Origin of the sequence: Hyphomicrobium methylovorum (assembly GCF_013626205.1) — a bacterium.
Classification (GTDB): Bacteria; Pseudomonadota; Alphaproteobacteria; order Rhizobiales; family Hyphomicrobiaceae; genus Hyphomicrobium_B; species Hyphomicrobium_B methylovorum.
The window spans coordinates 2848626-2867178 of sequence record NZ_QHJE01000001.1; the positions used below are offsets into that span (position 1 = coordinate 2848626).

Consider the following 18553-nt stretch of genomic DNA (forward strand, 5'->3'; position numbering starts at 1 on the left):
AATACGGGCTATGGAGGGCACTAGATTTCCGTCGTGGACGCTGTGCTGCCGACGTCCTGGATAGCGCAAGGTTAATCGTGAGCCAGACACCTTTACTCGATCGTATCAAGACGCCCCATGAGCTGCGTGAACTCGGCGAAGCAGATTTGCCGAAACTCGCGGAGGAATTGCGCGCGGAGATGATCGATGCCGTGTCGGTCACGGGCGGGCATCTCGGTGCGGGCCTTGGCGTGATCGAACTGACGGTCGCTTTGCATTGGGTGTTCAATACGCCCGATGACCGGCTGATTTGGGATGTCGGCCATCAGGCGTATCCGCATAAGATTTTGACGGGTCGACGCGATCGTATTCGCACGCTGCGGCAGCCAGACGGTCTGTGCGGTTTCACGAAGCGCGACGAGAGTCCGTATGATCCCTTCGGCGCGGGGCATTCGTCGACGTCGATTTCAGCGGCGCTCGGTATGGCCGTTGCGCGCGATCTCAACAACGGCACCAACAACGTCATTGCCGTTATCGGCGATGGTGCGATGAGCGCGGGCATGGCGTACGAAGCCATGAACAACGCGGGGGCGCGCAACGAGCGGTTGATCGTCGTTCTCAATGATAACGACATGTCGATTGCGCCGCCGACGGGGGCGTTGTCGGCGTATCTCGCGCGCGCGACGTCGAGCGGCACGTACCTGCATCTGCGCGATTATGCCAAGCAGCTTGCCAAGATGCTGCCGAAGCAGTGGGAGCGGCGCGCGGCACGCGTGGAAGAATACACGCGTCATCTCTGGCAGGGCGGTGCGTGGTTCGAGGAGCTTGGCTTCTATTATGTCGGGCCGATCGATGGGCATGACTTCGACCAGCTTTTGCCGGTGCTGAAGAACGTGCGTGATGCGACGCAGGCGCCGATCCTCGCGCACGTCGTTACGAAGAAGGGCAAAGGCTATGCGCCTGCCGAAGCTGCGGACGACAAATATCACGGCGTGAACAAGTTCAACGTCGTGACTGGCGCGCAGGTGAAGCCGAAGCCGAATGCTCCGAGCTACACGAAAGTGTTTGCGGAGAGCCTGATTAAGGAAGCGCGCAAGGACAAGAGCATTGTTGCGATCACGGCAGCGATGCCTTCGGGCACCGGGCTCGATCTCTTCGGCGCAGAATTCCCCGATCGCACGTTCGATGTTGGCATTGCCGAACAGCATGCGGTGACGTTTGCGGCGGGGCTCGCGAGCGAAGGCATGAAGCCGTTCGCGGCGATTTACTCGACCTTCTTGCAGCGGGCTTACGATCAAGTTGTGCACGACGTTGCGATCCAGAAGCTGCCGGTGCGGTTCGCACTCGACCGCGCGGGGCTCGTTGGAGCGGACGGGCCAACGCATGCCGGTGCCTTTGACGTTGCGTACCTCGGTTGTCTGCCGCACTTCGTCATCATGGCCGCGGCGGATGAAGCGGAACTCGTTCACATGGTCGCCACGCAGGCGGCGATTGACGATTGCCCGAGCGCGCTGCGGTATCCGCGCGGCGAGGGGATCGGCGTCGAGATGCCAGACGTTGGCGTTGCGCTTGAGATTGGCAAAGGCCGGATCGTGCGCGAAGGTTCAAAGATTGCGCTCTTGTCGTTCGGTACGCGGCTTGCCGAATGTCTGAAGGCGGCCGATCAGTTGCAGACATTCGGCCTCTCGACGACGGTTGCGGATGCGCGTTTCGCAAAGCCGTTAGACGAGCGGCTCATCCGTGAGCTCGCTCAGAACCATGAAGTGCTGATAACCGTCGAAGAAGGATCGATTGGCGGCTTCGGCAGTCAGGTTCTGCAGTTCCTTTCGGACAATGGTCTGCTGGATCGCGGCCTCAAGGTGCGCTGCAAGGTTCTGCCGGACATCTTCATCGATCACGGTAAGCCCGAGGCCATGTATGACGTGGCCGGGCTCAATGCTTCAGGCATCGTAGCGACGGTTTTCACGGCGCTCGGACGCGCGGACGAAATCGGCGAGCGAGCTTGAGACGCTGAAGCCGCGGCTCTTATCGGGAACAATCATGCGACTGGATCAGACGCTCGTCGCTCGTGGCCTGGTGCCATCGCGAGCGCGCGCGCAGGATTTGATCAAGCGTGGATTTGTGAGCGTTGCCGGACAGGTTTGCGGCAAGCCTGCGCTCGATGTGAATAGCGATCAGGTGATCGAAGTTGCGCGGGATGCACCGGCTTACGTTTCTCGGGGTGCGGAGAAGCTTGCGGCTGCGCTCGATCATTTCGGGTTTGAGGCGTCCGGCAAAGTGGCGCTTGACGTTGGCGCATCGACAGGGGGCTTCACGCAGGTTCTGCTGGAGCGCGGCGCAGCGCGCGTGTTCGCAGTCGATGTTGGGAGCGGGCAATTGCATCCGGATGTAAAGGGCGATCCGCGCGTCACGGCGTTTGAGAATTTCGATGCGCGCAACCTGACAGTTGCCAATCTTGAAACGTCCGTCGATGCCATCGTCGTGGATGTCAGCTTTATCTCGGTGACGAAAGTTCTCGACGCGGTGTTGCCGCTCGCGGCAGAGAACGCGTGGCTGGTGGTATTGGTGAAGCCGCAATTCGAAGTCGGGCGGGAGAACATTGGCAGCGGCGGGATTGTGCGCGATCCAGTCAAGCGCCAGGCGGCACTCGAAGGCGTTCGTTCCTGGATTGCCGATCGACGTGGTTGGTCTATCGCCGGAGAGATGATTTCGCCGATCCTTGGCGGATCAGGAAATGAAGAATTTCTGCTTGGGGCAGTTCGCAGTGACGGCTGATCGAGAGTTGACGATTACGCGCCTCGGAGCGCAAGGCGATGGCATCGCGGACGTCGATGGACGCATGCTTTTCGTGCCGTTTGCTTTGCCGGGAGAGCGTGTTCTTGCAAGCGTATCTGATGATCGGGCGCGGCTGATCGAGGTTATTGAGGCAAGCCCAGACCGGATTGCTCCGGTCTGCCGACATTTCGGCGTTTGCGGCGGCTGTTCCGTCCAGCATCTTGCGCCGAGCCCATATCGCGCGTGGAAGCACGACCTCGTTCAATCTACGTTTCGCCAGCGCGGGCTCGAGATTGAAATTGGCGATGTGGTCGAACCGCGGGGACGGCGCCGCCGCGCGATCTTCAGTGCTGTGCCGTCGAAACATGGTTTGGATATCGGATTTCACGCGGCGGGAACGCACGATCTCGTTCCAATCGACGATTGTGCGGTGCTTGAACCAAAGATCGTGGCTGCGTTGCCGCAGCTTGCAGCGTTGATTGGGCCGCTTGTTTCGAAAGTGGGTGCCCGCATCACCGTGACAGCTACGGAGGGTGGCCTTGATGTTTCCGTCGAGGGGACGGAGCGCCGGTTGACGCCCGATATTCGCAGCAAGCTCGCGCTTGAAGCGAATAAAATGGGTTTGGCGCGGCTTGTCATCGGCGGCGACGATGTTTGCCAGATGCTGCCGCCCGTTCTGAAGTTTGGGACGGCCGAGGTTGTGCTTCCGCCCGGCGCATTCGTTCAAGCGGTTGCCGAAGCGGAACGCGAAATCGCAGCGCGCATTGTTGCCGCGGTCGGCAAGGTGAAGACTGTTGCCGATCTCTTTTCGGGGCTTGGGGCGTTCACGTTTCCGCTGGCGCAGCGCGCGAAGGTTTCGGCGTTCGACGGAGATCGAGCGGCAATCGCTGCGTTGTCTGCCGGCGTTCGGACTGCCAAAGGTCTCAAGCCGATTGCCGCGCGCGTGCGCGATCTGTTTCGCGAACCGTTGTCGCCGCTGGAACTCAACGAACACGATGCGGTGGTGTTCGATCCGCCGCGCGCGGGGGCCGACGCGCAGGCGCAGCGGCTTGCAAGGAGCAAGGTGAAAACGGTGGTCGCTGTGTCGTGCAATCCAGCGACGCTTGCGCGCGACGCGCGGCATCTCGTAGATGGCGGCTACAAAATCGAATCCGTTACGCCGGTCGATCAGTTCATCTATTCAGCGCACGTGGAAGTGGTCGCGATCTTCCGGCGCTAGAGCTGTGTATCTCAGCGCCCCGTTTGGCCGCGATGGCGGAGGAAATGATCGGCGAGCACGATCGCCATCATGGCTTCTCCGACGGGTACAGCGCGGATGCCGACGCAGGGATCGTGACGACCCTTCGTGACGATGTCGGTCTCGTTGCCTTTTGAGTCAATCGACCGGCGCGGTGCCAGGATGGACGACGTCGGTTTAACCGCGAACCTGCAGACAACGGGCTGGCCTGTCGAGATGCCGCCGAGGATGCCGCCCGCATTGTTCGAGAGGAACTTCGGTTTGCCGTCGTCACCGATGCGGATTTCGTCGGCGTTGTCCTCGCCCGAAAGCGCGGCGGCGGACATTCCCGCACCAATTTCGACACCCTTCACGGCGTTGATCGACATCATTGCGCTGGCGATATCCTGATCGAGCTTCGCGTAGAGCGGCGCGCCCCAACCCGGTGGCACGCCTTCCGCGACGACCTCGATGATTGCACCGGCCGATGAGCCCGACTTGCGGACGCCGTCAAGATAGGTGGCCCAAAGCTCGGCGGCTTTCTTGTCGGGAGAGAAGAACGGATTGGCGTTCACTTCGTCCCAATCCCAATTCTTACGGTCGATCTTATGCGGGCCGATCTGTACGAGCGCGCCACGAATTGTAACGCCCGCGAGCACTTTGCGTGCGACGGCTCCAGCGGCAACGCGCGAGGCCGTTTCACGCGCCGAGGAACGGCCGCCGCCGCGGTAATCGCGGATCGCGTATTTCGCGTCGTAGGTGAAGTCGGCGTGGCCCGGCCGGTAGGTGTCTTTGATTTCGCCGTAGTCTTTCGAGCGCTGATCCGTGTTGAGAATTTCGAGCGCGATCGGCGTGCCTGTCGTCACCTGCTGTCCCGAAGAGTCCTGAAAGACTCCTGAGAGGATCTTCACGGCGTCGGCTTCCTGCCGCTGGGTGGTGAAGCGGGATTGCCCTGGCTTTCTCTTGTCGAGGTAGCCTTGGAGGTCTGTTTCGGTGAGTGCGATTCCTGGCGGGCAGCCGTCAACGATCGCGCCAATCGCGGGCCCATGGCTTTCGCCCCAGGTCGTCACGCGAAACAGGTGGCCGAAAGTGTTGTGAGACATCGCTTGCTGCTTGCCAGGTTAGAAGCCGTCGGTCGAGCGGCCAGCAACCTGAGTGTGTTGCCGCCGTGCGTCACTGATGTTCTTAGGAGCGGCCGGGGAGGCGGGCAAGCCCGGAGCGGCTCGAAAGGTGAGTGACAAGTTCCAGCGACGCAGATTTACTCCGCCACAGTTTGCGTTTGTCGACGGCTCCGTCACGCGTCCGGCGAGGTTTTGACGATAACTTTTAGGCTGCATTCGACCTGCAACTCGGCCGAACACGCTTTTACCGCCTGACAGCGGCCCGCGTGGTCTCGAAAGATCGCATGTTCCAGGACTGGTGCGGATGATGCTCTTTTATTGGAGCATCGGGGTTATTGGCTCAAATTTCGACGTCCGGTGACGGGTGAGCCTGAGACCCAAAAGACCGTCCTGCTGGGGGCTTGAGCACCTCTGGCTCGAATGGTCTTTCATTATGCGTCCACTAGGACGCCGAAGAGCCGGAGAGCCGCATCTCCGGCTCTTTTTGTTTGGCGCTGGAGATTTTTGATGGCGCTAGCGACTCTCCTTCGTCGAGCCGGCCGCCAGCGCAGTCGTGGGGTGGGACCTTTACCGACTTCTCTTCGTGGGGTGAGGCGGGCGCGGAGCGCCGTTCGTCATCCTCGGCCGATGAGCGAAGCGAATGAGGGCCGGGGATCCAGCGCAAGACTCGGCAAGGCCGTCGCTCATTTCACAAACGAGCAGATTATTTGCGCCTTCGGCGACTCTTGCGCTGGATCCCCGGTCTTCGACGCGACTGCGCCGCGCTCGACCGAGGATGACGGTAGACTAGAGCCAGCGCAGGTTGTCGCTGCGGAGCTCGAGGATTTGGTCCTGCGGAACCGCGAGGAAGGGGACGGTGGCGCGGTCCAGATCGTAGAGGGCGCCGCGCGCGACGCGACTTACGCCGCCGTGTGAAACGGCAACCGTCGTTTTCTTTATTCCGCCAAGCCAGGGCGAAATACGCGCTTCAAGATCGGCGTAGCTTTCGCCTCCGATGGGTCGCCAATGAAACGGATCCAAAGATTTGGCAGCGACGCCCGCCGGGTCTTTGCTCGGAAGTTCAGCGGCGAGTTCGCCTTCCCAGTGGCCATAGCTCAATTCGACGATCCGGTCGTCCGTTGCGAACGCCTCGGGATTGAGCCCAAGAGCCGTGCGAACGATGCGCATCGTCTCGGAAGCTCGTCCGAGCGGGCTCGATACGAAATCGACGGCTGTTGGGTCTGAAAGCAGCGACTTCAGCAGGTCACCGTGACGCTTCGCTTGCGCGCGGCCGGTGGCATTCAATGGAATGTCGCGCTGGCCCTGATAGCGTGCGTCCCGATTCCAATCGGTTTCGCCGTGACGGATGAAGTAGAGGATCGTGCCGGGCCGAAGCAGGCCCGGCGATTGGGTGCTCAAGTCTCGTCGCTCTTCACGACCGAAATGTCGGGAGCGTCCTCGTTCTTCATGCCCTGCAGGTGATAGCCGCTATCGACGTGATGAATTTCGCCCGTCACACCGCGCGAGAGATCGGATAGCAGATAAAGACCAGCGCCGCCGACGTCTTCGATGGTGACGTTACGGCGGAGGGCGGAGTTGTACTCGTTCCATTTCAGAATGTAGCGGAAGTCCGCGATGCCTGCCGCTGCGAGCGTTTTGATCGGTCCTGCGGAAATGGCGTTCACGCGAATGCCGGTGCGTCCAAGGTCTGCCGCGAGATAGCGGACGCTGGCTTCCAGTGCGGCTTTGGCGATGCCCATGACGTTGTAATGCGGCATGACCTTTTCGGCGCCGTAGTAGGTGAGCGTTACGAGCGAGCCGCCGTCCGGCATCAACTTCTCGGCGCGCTTGGCGAGCGCGGTGAAGGAATAGCAGGAGATCAAAAGGCTCTGCGTGAAGTTCTTTTCCGTCGTATCGACGTAGCGGCCGTCGAGTTCGTTCTTGTCGGAAAACGCGATCGCGTGAACGAGGAAGTCGAGACGACCCCAGGTCTTCTCGAGCGTTTCGAAGACTGCGTCCATCGACGCGGCGTCGGTCACGTCGCAGGGGAGAACGAGTTTCGTTCCAAGCTCGGCAGCAAGCGGCTGAACCCGCTTCTTCAGCGCGTCGCCTTGATATGTGAGCGCGATCTCGGCTCCCTGCGCGGCGCATGCCTTGGCGATGCCCCAGGCGATCGAACGATTGTTCGCAACGCCCATGATCAGGCCGCGCTTCCCGGCCATCAATTGCCCCGCGGCGACGGGAGTGGTGGTTTCAGACCCCGTCATGGGCTCAATTTCCTTAGATATTCCGGATATGTAATTGGGTTGTTGGGGTGCATCCTACACAAATGCAACCGGTGGTCCAGATGGCGAAAAGGGCCTAATGCGCGGCGATTGGCCCCTTTCGACGGATTTGGCCGAACTCGATTAACTGCCGGGCCAAATTAAGTAATTTCGTTTACGTCTCTCAATGCGCGGGTACGGCAAAGGGCTGTCCGGAAAGTTTCGGGCGTTCCGAACTTGCGATGCGGCCGTCGTCGATCGTGATTATCCGGTCGGCGAACTGAAGAGTGCGATGATCGTGAGTAACCGCCAACACCGCACGACGCGTATCCTGCGCGACCTTTGCCAAGAGTTCCATAACCGCGAGGCCGTTCTTGCTGTCGAGTGCCGCCGTCGGTTCGTCGGCGAGGATGACGGACGGCGAACCTGCTAGAGCACGTGCGATCGAAACGCGCTGTTTTTCACCGCCGGACATCTTTGACGGCATCGCTTTGATGCGATGGCCGAGACCAACCGCTTCCAGAGCTTCAGCCGCCTGATCGTAGGCGTCCGGGCCTCTCTGGTCACGCAGGTCCAGGGCGAGCATGACGTTCTCAACGGCAGAGAGAGTTGGAACGAGGTTGTAGGATTGGAAGACAAAGCCGACGTGCTGGCGGCGCAGATTGGCCAATTCCTCTTTGCCCATCGTATGCGTTTCGTATCCGGCGACGTTCAGCTTGCCTTCGGTCGGCGATAGGATGCAGCCGAGGATCGAGAGCAGCGTCGTCTTGCCGGAGCCGGAAGGCCCCATGAGCAGCGTCAACTCTCCGGTGTGCAGTTCGACGTCGATGCCTTTCAGGACTTTCACTTCGTTCGGGGCAGCGCCGAGGACCTTTACGATGCCCTGGGCTTCCAGAATGATCTTGCTGTCAGATGGCGCGGTCATTGGGGTCTCTCCAGAGTTCGGTTAGCGGCTGAATACGACGGCCGGGTCGATCCGGACGACCTTGAGGATGGCGCTGATCGCAGCGAATACGCACATTCCGATGGTGACGGCAAACAATGCGCCACCTAGAGCGGGCGTCATAATGATCGTCAGCTTCGTGTCTTGTGCGGCCTGGATGGCGGCGAGCGCCAGCGCCATGCCGAGAACGTATCCGATGAAACCAGAGAGAACAGCCTGCATCAGGATCACCTTCACAATGTACCCAGCACCTGCGCCCAGAGCGCGGAGCGTCGCGAACTCGTTGATGTGGTCCTTCGTGCTTGAATAAAGCGTCTGAGCGACGATGACGATACCGACAATCAGTCCCAGGAGGGCCCCGGCGATCAAGGCAGCGCCTGCGCCGGTCTGGAAGAGCCAGTAATTCTGGCTGCGGCTGCGGAATTCCGCCTGCGACAGAACCTCGGTATCCGGGAGGCGGCGCTGAATTTCAGCCCGTACCGTTTCCAGGTCGGCATCCGGCTGGAGCGTAACGCGCTGGTAGGATGCCTGGTCTTGGTCGGCGCCAGCCAGGCGGCGCGATTCCTCGATCGAGGTGAAGACGAACGGTAGCGTCGTGAAGGAGCGGATGCGTTTGGTTACGGCGACGAGTTCGACGGAGGCCCCGTTGAGTTCAGCGTGGCTTCCGAGGCGGTCGACGCCGAGATCCTTGAAGTAGCTTTCGTCGATTGCAACGGTGCCGGGCGCTTCCAGCGCATCGCGGCTGCCTTTGACGATGTTCCAGGGAAGCGCATTCGGGCTGTCGCCTGCCGTTCCGATCAACAGCACGGTGTTCGTGCCGCCCGCAGGCTTCCTCCAGCGCGCGAAGGACACGACCATATCTTCGGAATTTTCGACGCCGGGTGTCGAGAGCGTCATGTGACGTTCGCGTCCCGACAGGAATGACGGATCGTCATAGCTCTTGGTGCCGAGCGGAATGACCCAGAGATCAGCGGGGGCGGCGTCGATGATCGCGGAGATCTTGTTCTGCGAACCGAGATAGATGCCCGACTGGACCGCCACCAGAACCACCGAAAAGACGATGCCGACGATCGTTACGAAGAAGCTCATGCGATCGTGGAACAGATTGCGGTAGGCGAGCTTCACGACCATCGGCATAGAGCGGCGGCCAGTGCCACTGCGCTTCATCGGTTTCGCCTGCGGAGCGGCTTCAAAGGGTGTGTTTGCTGCGAGTTCCATGACCTGCCCCTCCTTGAGGCGTTGGCCGGTTGATTGCGTTCGGCTGATTGCGGGTTGCCAGGTGTGGTGTTGTTCAGTCTTTGCAGGGGACATCGACGAGGCCGGCAGTGGCTGCCGAATAGCGGCGGCAGATCTGCTTGGTTTCGGCGGTTGATGCGGTTTTCGTTTCGGTGGACGGCGTCGCTGCAGTTTTGACCGGCTTGGAGTCCGTCGTGGTTGTCGAAGCGGTCGTGACCGGAGCTGCCGTTTCAGTCTTGTTCGGAGCAGGCGTCGTCTTGGCGATTTCGGTCGTGGTGGCGGGATCGCTCGATAGCTTGTCTTCGAGCTTCGCCGTTTTCACCAGCGCCTTCGGCTGCGGTTTGGCGGCGGTTACGACAGGCTTGGCGATGGGTTTCTTCGGCTGAGCGATGCGGCGGGGCGCTGGGCGGCGATCGTAGTCACGGTCATAGCCGCGATCATAGTTCTGGTGGGGATGGGCAACGAAGGAGCCGAGCGGGAAGCCGAAGCCGACGCGAATGCTGCCTGCGTTGGTAGCGCTGGTCAGTGTTGTTCCGGCGAGCAGAGCGGCGAGGGCGATTGCGATCTTGGTCATTGGAGCCTCCTACGGGGCAAAGCTGGTTGTTCGTGTTGGCGCCGGTCATCGCCGGCCATGGGTGAGAGAATGCCGTCTGCTGGCCGCCGCCGCTGTTCCGGCCGGAACACGACTGCGAGGTGCGGAGAATTTTTATTTTTTTAATTAAAACAGGTATTTATGCGGCCGCGGAGCGCGCGGTGGCGATGTCCGCGACGGGAGCGACGGCGGGTTCTCCGGTGAGCGCGCGTGCAAACCGATCGATCGCTTCGACAACGAGGTGGCGCTGCCGATCGATGGTTACGATGTGATAGCAGTCGTCCAGGATCTGCAGGTCGACCGGGCCTTTGATGCCGTCGCGCAGATAGGTGGCGTTGGTCATCCCAGCGTAGTCGTCTTCCAGCGGGTGCAGGATCAGCGACGGCTGGCGCACGAACGCGACGAGCTTCTTGGCAGCACTCACCATGCGGCGGTGTTCGAAGACGGCGCCGCCGGGCGTTGCGGGGTGGCCGCATTCAGCCGTGCCGGATGCCGTTCGGGCGCGGCGGATGAAGTCGCGGATGCGCTCGTCCTTGATGCCGTGCGGGTCGTGGTGGGGGAAGCGGAAGAGGTTCGCGAGCCACTTCTGGCGCACGAGCGGAAAGAGCCGCGCGTACCACGGGATCATCCAGCCGTTGAGCCAAAGCGTCGGCGCGAGAAGTGCAGTTGCGTCGACTTTATGCGGGTTTTTCGCTGCCAGCATCACGGCGAGTACGGCGCCTGCGGAAAGTCCCCCAGCGATGACGACATCGCATTCGCTTTTGAGATCATCGAGCGCCTGTTGAGCGCTGCGGTACCAGTCAGTCCAGGTGGAGGCCGTCAATTCGGTGCCGGTGCCGCAGTGTCCGGCGAGCATCGGGCAGTGCACGGTGTAGCCTTGTTTCGCCAATCCGTTTGCGACGAAGCGCATCTCGACCGGTGTGCCGCAGAGCCGATGCAGCAACAGAATTCCGACTTTTCCGCCTTTGATTTTGAAGCCCGTGTCGATTGCCATGATACCCTCGGATGCGTCTGATGACTGTGTTCGCGAGATTTATGCTGAGCGCTGGATTGCAGCAGTTCCGGCGGTGACAGGCGTCAGGCGGCGGCTTGAAATGAGGTTTGCGGGAGGTGTGTGCGTTGCGACGGCGCCGTTGCCGCATCGATGGCGAGAAAGAGCCTATGCGCGCTGAAGCCGAAGCGCGTGTTGAGACGCTGTTCGGAAGCTGCGATCAGTGCCGCCGTCAGAACCTTGAAGCCGCGTTCCAACAGCAGGTTTCTGAGGCGGCGCGCGGCAAAAACGTGAAGCAAGGCGCGAAAGCGCAACGCAATCGGCAAACGCACTTCGGGTTGGTCTGCGAACGCATTCCAGATTTCGCTTTCGAGCGCACGGATCTCGCTCTCCGTTAGCCCCGTGATGAGTGCGAGCCCATGTCCGCGCTGAATCAGAAGATCCATCGGCACTTTGAAATCCGCGGCGTTGACGGATGGGACATCGTCCAGATTGAATTGGGAAGGCATGGTGCGTTTCCTCGCTTGTTGCCTTAAAGGCCGATGCCGCCGAATGCAGACCAGGGCGATCCGGCCAGCACGATGATCTCGCGGGCTTTCAATTCGCCGAGTTCGAAATGAACTTCCTGGCCTTCGAGATCGCGCTGAGAATTGAGGATCGCCGTCTGCTCGAAGCGGTAATCGCGTCCGTTTTCAGCAGCGATGATGCCGATGCCGAGATCGCCGCGGAATTTTTTGATTGCGCCGTACATGAGGTCTCTCCACTGCCAAGGTTGCGATGAAATTCGTTTGTTGGCGGATCATGCGGAAGACGCGCGTTCGGCGCTGTTCCGGGAGAAACACGACGCGAAGCGGGTGCAGAATTTTTGTGAGTTGGGGAGCTGCGCGCTGTTGGGTCGGCGCGGAAACGGTTGCGGGGAGGAAGACGGAAGGGGCCGCAATCCCCGTACCGTCTTGCCTCCCCGCTCCAGGACCGGCAGCTGCTCCGCTAAGGAGGAAGCGTTACCGCCACTGGCCTGTTCGAACTTTCTATCGATGCTTTGCAAGCATCACGCGGCCGATGGGTTTCGGGAGATCGTCCGCTCCCGTCACTTGAAAAAAGCGTCGGCCCTCATGCCTGGCAGCAACGGCGGATTGCCTGAGAGATCGACGGTTACGGCGAGCACTTCGACATCCATCGGACGGCGCGCGCCGCGCAGTGCGAACTGTGGCGAGGTCAACGACGGTGCGAGTTCCGCGACAACGCCTTCGAATTCCTTGCCTGGATAGGCGTTGCTCTTCACGACGACCTTGCCGCCGAGTTTGATCTTCGAAACATCGATCTCGTCGACCTCGGCTTTCAGGCGGACGACTGACATATCGCCCAGCACCGCGAGGATTTGATCTGGCGAGGGCGCTACCATTTCACCGGCTTTCGCAGGAAGCTGAAGAATGGTTCCGGCGACCGGGGCACGAATGCGTGTTTTTTCCAGCAGAGCTTCTGCGACCTGCACATCCGAGCGTGCGGCTTGCAGCGCCGATTCAAGTCTGTTTGGCGCAGGAATGTCAGACTTGGCCTGTGCTGTGGCGTAAGACGAGCGTTCGTTCTGCAGCTTTTCCTTCGCGCGTTCGACATCCTGACGCGCATCGGCAACGCGGTCGGCGCTGCCTGTACCTTGGCGCTGGGCCTGCAGTTCGAATTCAAGCGCGAAGCGAGCGTTCGTCAGAGCGCGTTCCGCGGAAAATACGTCGTCTTCTGCCTTGCGCAATTCATCGCGTGCGCGATCGAGGGGTTGTGCGTCGCGTTCGCGCTTACGGGATGCAACTTCTGTTTCGGCGGCCTGTAAGCGGGCGCGGGCCTCGTCATCGTCGAGGCGGATCAGCAGCTCGCCTTCCTCGACCTTGTCGTTCAATTTGACGGTCACTTCAGAGATGCGGCCGAGCAGTGCCGCGCCAACGCGGACCAGGCCAGATTTCGGTTCGATGCGACCGGGGGCTGCGGCAACCCAGTCGATCCGTGCGGAAGCATTTTCGATTTTCAGACCGTCGCTCGCGTCGGCCTTCGACGTGAAGAGATCCGTCTTTGCAAGTTCGATCGTGCCCAACCCGCCGGCGCCTGCTGCGGCCACGACGACGAAGATCTTCGATAGCAAACGCCGCTTCGGGCGCTGGTTGTTTCCGTTGGTGCTCATGACAATCCTCCTTAAGAATTTCGAGCGAGTGGCCAGTCGTTTGCCTGGCCGACATGGGAGGTTTAGGGGAGGGCGAGGCAGCGCGCTGTTTCCGCGGGAACAGGTGTCGTGCGTGTTGCGACGAGCGGAGAAACGCGGCTCGCAAACGAAAAAGGCTCCGGGGATGTCCGAAGCCTTTTGCGAATTCATTAGTCGAGTTTTTCTGCGGGCCTACTGGCACATCTCGCGGAGCGTCCAGCTCACGATCTTGCAGCTTTCGCCGCCGCCGGGTGTGCTCACGCACTTGCGGTTCGGCAGGCGCTGATAATCGCAGTAATAGTTGCCGGAATGGCCGGAATAGCCGTGCATCGGCTTGGCGAATTTGTAATCCTGAACGAACACTTCCTTGCCGCGTGCGTTCGCGGCATTACCGGACAGGAGAGATGCGGTCGCGATCGCTGCGAGTGCGGCCGAGCGAAAAACAATGGTTCCGAAGTTCGTCATTGGAAGGTTCCTCCTTGATCGGGCGATTGGCCCGGTGTTCATTTCCTGGAGGCTGGTGTACGGGGATTTTAAACCTGCCGCTGTTCCGGGTGGAACACGATTTTCACGTGATGGCCTTTCGGATGCTCGCAGAAACGAGGAAGCAGAATGCGCAACCTTTGGACCATGGCCGTTAGCCTGATCGCGATGTGGACTGCTGCTCCGAGCCTTGCGCCTTCCAAGTCGGTCCCCGGGTCGGCCTATGACTTTGAGTTCAAGGCGATTGACGGAAAGCCGATGAAGCTATCGGACTGGCGCGGTAAGGCGTTGCTGGTGGTCAATACAGCTTCATTCTGTGGGTTCACCAAGCAGTATGCCGGACTTCAGACGCTCTGGACGCGCTACGAAAAGGCGGGTCTGGTCGTCATCGGCGTGCCATCCAACGACTTTGGCGAGCAGGAGCCGAAGTCGGAGGGGGAAATCAAAACGTTCTGTGAGGGCGCGTTCGGCGTGACGTTTCCGCTGACGTCGAAGGAGCATGTGATCGGGGAGGCTGCGCATCCCTTCTATAAATGGGTAGCGGAGGCGATGGGCCCTTCAGGCGTGCCCAACTGGAATTTTCACAAGTATCTCATTGGGCGCGACGGGCACCTCGTTCGCTCGTTTGCAACCAAGCTCGAGCCGACGTCCGAGGAATTGACGGGATGGATCGACAAGGCGCTGGCTGAACCAGCGCCTGCGTCTTCTGCTTTGCAGAACTGAGACCGATCTCTCCGTGACGCGCTGAGGCGGCTTACTTCGCCGGGCCGGTTTCGATGGGCAAGCCGTTATCTTCCTGGCCCCACTCAGCCCAACTGCCATCGTAAACGGCCGCGTTGGTCTGTCCGAGGGTTGCAAGCGCGAGCGCTAGGATCGATGCGGTGACGCCCGATCCGCATGTCGTTGCGACCGGGCGGGTCACGTCGATACCGGCGCTCTTGAAGATTTCGGCCAGTTCAGCAGTCGGTTTAAATGTGCCGTCGGCCTGCAGCAGAGATTGAGACGGAACGCTGCGGGAGCCCGGAATGTGGCCACTGCGAAGGCCCGGGCGCGGTTCAGGCTCGGCGCCTTCGAAACGAGGTTTTGGGCGGGCGTCCACAATCTGCGCGCCAGGTTTCTTGAGCAGCGCTTTCATTTCGTCGAGGTCGCGAATGATTTCGGTGTTCTGGAGCGGAGAGTAGTGGCGCTCAGATCGGCGCGGGGCGGGGCCGTCTTCCAGCGGACGGCCCTCGGCCTTCCATTTTTTGAGGCCGCCGTTCAGGACGGCCACGTCGCGGTGGCCCATTGCGCGGAACGTCCACCAGACGCGCGCGGCCGAAAAGATGCCGGTCGAGTCGTAGACGACGATGCGTGCGCCGTCGCCGATGCCCATTTTCTTCATGCGGGAGGCGAACTTGACCGTCGACGGCAGCATGTGCGGCAGGGACGATTTTTCGTCCGAGAGATCTTCAATGTCGAAGAAGATGGCGCCGGGAATATGCTCTGCCAGATATTCCTTCTTCGCGTCGCGCCCGGCGTTCGGAAGGTGCCAACTGCCATCGAGAACGATGAGATCAGGGGAAGACAGGTGGCTTTCAAGCCAATCGGTTTCTACGATCCAATGCTGGGCATTCGTCGGCAAAGCGTACCCCTGGGTTCTGGCTTGACGGTGGATTTTTCGGCCCCCTGCACATAGGCAAAAGGAGTGGAGGTCGCAAGCTGTTGAGCGCTCAGAGTTTTGACTTAGGCCGCAAATGACTGAAATGCTACATGGCGGGACATAGGCTGTATTTCTGGGGAAACCGGGGCTGACCCACGCATTTGCGCTTTTGGCCCTCCTCAGATTTCGGCTCCGGCCCGGCGGTATAGGGCAGGTTTGTGCCCGGGCGTGTCGGCGCGTCCATTTGGGTGGGCGCGGGCGGGGCGGTAAACCCAGGGAAGCGCCAGCGCGCTCGCCGAAGCGAGCGGTGTGCGGGAACGCGCCAAGCGTATCGTTAGCCCGCTGGAAATGATGGCCCGCTTGCCGCCCTTGCATAGGGTCAAAATCCATGTCAAACGCGGTGACAAATCCCCCGAGACTGGCTTAGCGAGCGTGGCGGAATTGGTAGACGCACTCGGTTTAGGTCCGAGCGCTTTCAAAGGCTTAGGGGTTCGAGTCCCTTCGCTCGCACCACTTTGCAAAGGATTTCGAAGCACGTGCGCAGGTTCGGGGGCGCAAGCCGTCGACCCGTGCCATTGGGGCGCGGCAAAGCGCAGTAGCAGCAACTAGACGGGTTTTAGCCCGGTCGTATCAGCTTATCTAAGAGGGGCGCCCGATTGTGGCGAGCCTCAAACCAGGAAACGGACGATGCAGGTTACCGAGACGGCGAGAGACGGTTTGAAGCGCACCCTTCAGGTGGTGGTTGGACAAGCCGAGTTGAATGAGCGTTTCTCCGAACGTCTCGACGAAATGAAAGATCGCGTGCAGATCAAGGGCTTCCGTAAAGGCAAGGTTCCTGTCGCGCATCTGAAGAAACTCTACGGCAAGTCGCTGATGCAGGAAGTCATGGAGCAGACGCTCAATGACACCAGCGTGAAGGTGATCAAGGACCGCAATGAGCGTCCCGCGGCGCAGCCGAAGGTCGAACTCGTCGGCAACGACGATCGCGGCGCGTTCGAGCGTATCGTCAACGGTGAAGCCGATCTTGCCTACGAAATGTCTTTCGAAGTTTTGCCGCCGATCGAGGTCACGGATCTCAAAGCGCTCAAGCTCGAAAAGCTGGTGACGGACGTCGAAGACTCGGCCGTCGAAAAAGCGTTGAATGATCTCGCTGATCGCAATACCGCGTATGAGTCTGAAGAAGGCCGCGTTGCTGGCGAAGGCGACCTGGTGACGATGGATTTCGTCGGCCGTATCGATGGGGAAGCGTTCGAAGGCGGTTCGGGCGAAGGTGCGAGCCTCGTTATCGGCAAGAAGCAGTTCATTCCGGGTTTTGAGGAAGGCATCACCGGCCTCAAGGCAGGTGACGAGAAGGTCGTCGAGGCGACGTTCCCCGAAGATTATCCGATGCCAACGCTGGCTGGAAAAACGGCGCAGTTCGACGTGTCGGTGAAGGCTGTCGCGCTGCCGAAGAAGCCGGAAATCGACGAAGATTTCGCGAAGGGTCTTGGCGCCGAAAGCTTGGACCAGCTCAAAGGCTTCGTCAGCGAGCAGATCAAGCGGGAATACGATCAGGCGTCGCGCGCAAAGCTGAAGCGCGAGATCCTCGATGCGCTCGACAAGGCGCATACGTTCGAGCTGCCGCCGTCGCTCGTCGATTTCGAATTCAACAACATCTGGACGCAGCTTGAGAACAATCTGAAGGCTGCGAACAAGACGATTGCCGACGAAGATAAGTCCGAAGACGAACTTAAAGCCGAGTATCGCGGAATTGCCGAGCGTCGCGTGCGTCTTGGGCTCGTGATCGGTGAGATCGGCGAAAAGAATAAGCTGCAGGTCGCGGAAGACGAGATGCGCCGTGCGCTCGTGGAGCAGGCACGCCGTTATCCGGGCCGCGAAAAGCAGGTCTATGAATACTATGAGAAAACGCCGGGTGCGCTTGCTGAATTGCGCGCGCCGCTCTTCGAGGACAAAGTGATCGACTATGTCATCTCGGAAGCAGCGCCGATTGAAAAGAAAGTATCGCGTGACGATCTACTGAAGGCAGTCGAAGAGGCAACGGGCGCCTAACTCGGGCGCTTGTTGTACGGGTTCGCCATACGGGCGTTCCCGCGCGGGCAGAAATATTAGACGCTCCAGCCACGCACGGCGCGTGGTTGGTTGATATCAGGAAAGACCGATACGATGCGCGATCCCATCACCACCGTGACGAATACGTTCTGGCCCATGGTGGTCGAACAGACGACACGCGGCGAACGCGGCTACGATCTGCCGTCGCGACTTTTGAAAGAGCGCATCATCTTCGTGACGGGCCCGGTGGAAGACCACATGGCGGCGTCGATCTGCATGCAACTTCTGTTTCTCGAGTCCGAGAATCCGAAGAAAGAAATTTCGATGTACATCAATTCACCCGGCGGCGTTGTGACAGCCGGCATGGCGATTTACGACACCATGCAGTTCGTAAAGCCGCCGGTGGCGACGCTTTGCATCGGGCAGGCCGCGTCGATGGGTTCGTTGCTGCTTTGCGCTGGTGATAAGGGCATGCGGTATGCGTTGCCGAACGCGCGCATCATGGTGCATCAGCCGTCGGGCGGATTCTCGGGTCAGGCCTCCGACATCGAACGCCACGCTGAAGACATCATCAAGATGAAGCGGCGCCTCAACGAGACGTACGTGAAGCATACCGGCCAGAGCTACGAGATGATCGAAAAGACGCTCGACCGCGACTACTTCATGACCGCGGATCAGGCGCGCGATTTCGGCTTGATCGACCGCGTTCTTGAGAACCGCGATGAGGCTGGCGGTGCATTCGAGGCTCCGGCGGCGTCATAACGCGCTCAGGTGCTGCGACAACTCATACCTTGAGGACGCCTTAGTCGCGTCCCATCTCGTATTTCCGGCTGTTTGTGAGAACAAACGCTGCACGCGGCGGGTTTCATCGTGATGAACCGTTAGGGTGAATTGCGATGTTGCCACTGCGTTCACCAACTGTGGCAATACCGCCGCTTGCAGGGGACGGCCGGGTACGATCCATTAATCCAATCTTGATCTGCTGAACGCTAGCGTGCTGAACTTGAATCCGGTGTTGTCATCATCGGAATCGCGTGAAAAAAGGCTAGGACGTCATCGGCGGGCCAAATCAAGAACATCCGGCTCGATGTTCTTGAC

General features: G+C 60.3%; 18 protein-coding genes and 1 tRNA gene. 7 read left to right on the forward strand and 12 right to left on the reverse strand.

The window, feature by feature from the left end; all coding sequences use genetic code 11:
• Positions 1-77 precede the first annotated feature (77 nt).
• Genes dxs through DLM45_RS13695 form a run of 3 tightly spaced genes read left to right on the forward strand, consistent with a single transcriptional unit; the run spans position 78 to position 3973 of the window.
• The gene (gene dxs / locus DLM45_RS13685) at positions 78-1985 is read left to right on the forward strand and encodes a 1-deoxy-D-xylulose-5-phosphate synthase (RefSeq protein ID WP_181337634.1); all 1908 of its coding nucleotides are present in this window, start codon (positions 78-80) and stop codon (positions 1983-1985) included.
• A gap of 34 nt (positions 1986-2019) precedes the next feature.
• A complete protein-coding gene (locus tag DLM45_RS13690; RefSeq protein ID WP_181337635.1) occupies positions 2020-2754 on the forward strand; it encodes a TlyA family RNA methyltransferase in 735 nt (244 codons plus the stop codon).
• Positions 2714-3973 (forward strand): class I SAM-dependent RNA methyltransferase, encoded by a 1260-nt coding sequence (locus tag DLM45_RS13695; protein WP_210269846.1) that lies wholly within the window; start codon positions 2714-2716, stop codon positions 3971-3973. Before DLM45_RS13690 ends, DLM45_RS13695 begins: the two co-directional genes overlap by 41 nt.
• Before the next feature lie 11 nt (positions 3974-3984).
• On the opposite strand, the gene aroC is transcribed toward DLM45_RS13695, so the two are convergent.
• From aroC to DLM45_RS13750, 11 genes are all read right to left on the reverse strand, one after another.
• Positions 3985-5073 (reverse strand): chorismate synthase, encoded by a 1089-nt coding sequence (gene aroC / locus DLM45_RS13700; protein WP_181337636.1) that lies wholly within the window; start codon positions 5071-5073, stop codon positions 3985-3987.
• An 804-nt stretch (positions 5074-5877) separates the two neighbouring features.
• Positions 5878-6489 carry a histidine phosphatase family protein gene (locus DLM45_RS13705; protein ID WP_181337637.1) on the reverse strand — a complete coding sequence of 204 codons (612 nt, stop codon included), beginning with the start codon at positions 6487-6489 and terminating at the stop codon, positions 5878-5880.
• Positions 6486-7337: an enoyl-ACP reductase FabI gene (fabI, locus tag DLM45_RS13710; RefSeq protein ID WP_181337638.1), complete on the reverse strand. Its 852-nt coding sequence runs from the start codon at positions 7335-7337 to the stop codon at positions 6486-6488. The genes DLM45_RS13705 and fabI overlap by 4 nt, the downstream gene beginning before the upstream one ends.
• A gap of 181 nt (positions 7338-7518) precedes the next feature.
• Positions 7519-8259 carry an ABC transporter ATP-binding protein gene (locus DLM45_RS13715; RefSeq protein WP_181337639.1) on the reverse strand — a complete coding sequence of 247 codons (741 nt, stop codon included), beginning with the start codon at positions 8257-8259 and terminating at the stop codon, positions 7519-7521.
• 21 nt (positions 8260-8280) lie between these two features.
• The gene (locus tag DLM45_RS13720) at positions 8281-9495 is read right to left on the reverse strand and encodes an ABC transporter permease (RefSeq protein WP_246317395.1); all 1215 of its coding nucleotides are present in this window, start codon (positions 9493-9495) and stop codon (positions 8281-8283) included.
• Positions 9496-9568: 73 nt separating this feature from the next.
• On the reverse strand, positions 9569-10087 hold the full coding sequence (locus DLM45_RS13725; RefSeq protein WP_181337640.1) for a hypothetical protein: 519 nt from the start codon (positions 10085-10087) through the stop codon (positions 9569-9571).
• 157 nt (positions 10088-10244) lie between these two features.
• Positions 10245-11099 carry an alpha/beta hydrolase gene (locus DLM45_RS13730; RefSeq protein ID WP_181337641.1) on the reverse strand — a complete coding sequence of 285 codons (855 nt, stop codon included), beginning with the start codon at positions 11097-11099 and terminating at the stop codon, positions 10245-10247.
• Between the two features lie 83 nt (positions 11100-11182).
• Positions 11183-11605, reverse strand: coding sequence for a hypothetical protein (locus DLM45_RS13735; RefSeq protein WP_181337642.1), 423 nt, complete (start codon positions 11603-11605; stop codon positions 11183-11185).
• Positions 11606-11628: 23 nt separating this feature from the next.
• Positions 11629-11847 carry a S1 domain-containing protein gene (locus DLM45_RS13740; protein ID WP_181337643.1) on the reverse strand — a complete coding sequence of 73 codons (219 nt, stop codon included), beginning with the start codon at positions 11845-11847 and terminating at the stop codon, positions 11629-11631.
• A gap of 336 nt (positions 11848-12183) precedes the next feature.
• Positions 12184-13266, reverse strand: coding sequence for an HlyD family secretion protein (locus DLM45_RS13745; RefSeq protein ID WP_181337644.1), 1083 nt, complete (start codon positions 13264-13266; stop codon positions 12184-12186).
• Between the two features lie 210 nt (positions 13267-13476).
• A complete protein-coding gene (locus tag DLM45_RS13750; protein WP_181337645.1) occupies positions 13477-13749 on the reverse strand; it encodes a hypothetical protein in 273 nt (90 codons plus the stop codon).
• A gap of 147 nt (positions 13750-13896) precedes the next feature.
• Between DLM45_RS13750 and DLM45_RS13755 the strand changes: the two genes are divergently transcribed.
• Entirely contained in the window at positions 13897-14490 is a 594-nt protein-coding gene (locus DLM45_RS13755) for a glutathione peroxidase (protein WP_181337646.1), read from the forward strand.
• A gap of 31 nt (positions 14491-14521) precedes the next feature.
• On the opposite strand, the gene sseA is transcribed toward DLM45_RS13755, so the two are convergent.
• A complete protein-coding gene (sseA, locus tag DLM45_RS13760; protein ID WP_181337647.1) occupies positions 14522-15388 on the reverse strand; it encodes a 3-mercaptopyruvate sulfurtransferase in 867 nt (288 codons plus the stop codon).
• A gap of 444 nt (positions 15389-15832) precedes the next feature.
• Here sseA and DLM45_RS13765 point away from each other — a divergent pair.
• From DLM45_RS13765 to DLM45_RS13775, 3 genes are all read left to right on the forward strand, one after another.
• Positions 15833-15919 (forward strand) — tRNA-Leu (locus DLM45_RS13765).
• A gap of 174 nt (positions 15920-16093) precedes the next feature.
• A complete protein-coding gene (gene tig / locus DLM45_RS13770) occupies positions 16094-17455 on the forward strand; it encodes a trigger factor (protein ID WP_181337648.1) in 1362 nt (453 codons plus the stop codon).
• Positions 17456-17569: 114 nt separating this feature from the next.
• Positions 17570-18217, forward strand: a complete 648-nt coding sequence (locus DLM45_RS13775) for an ATP-dependent Clp protease proteolytic subunit (protein WP_181337649.1) — start codon at positions 17570-17572, stop codon at positions 18215-18217.
• Positions 18218-18553: the final 336 nt, after the last annotated feature.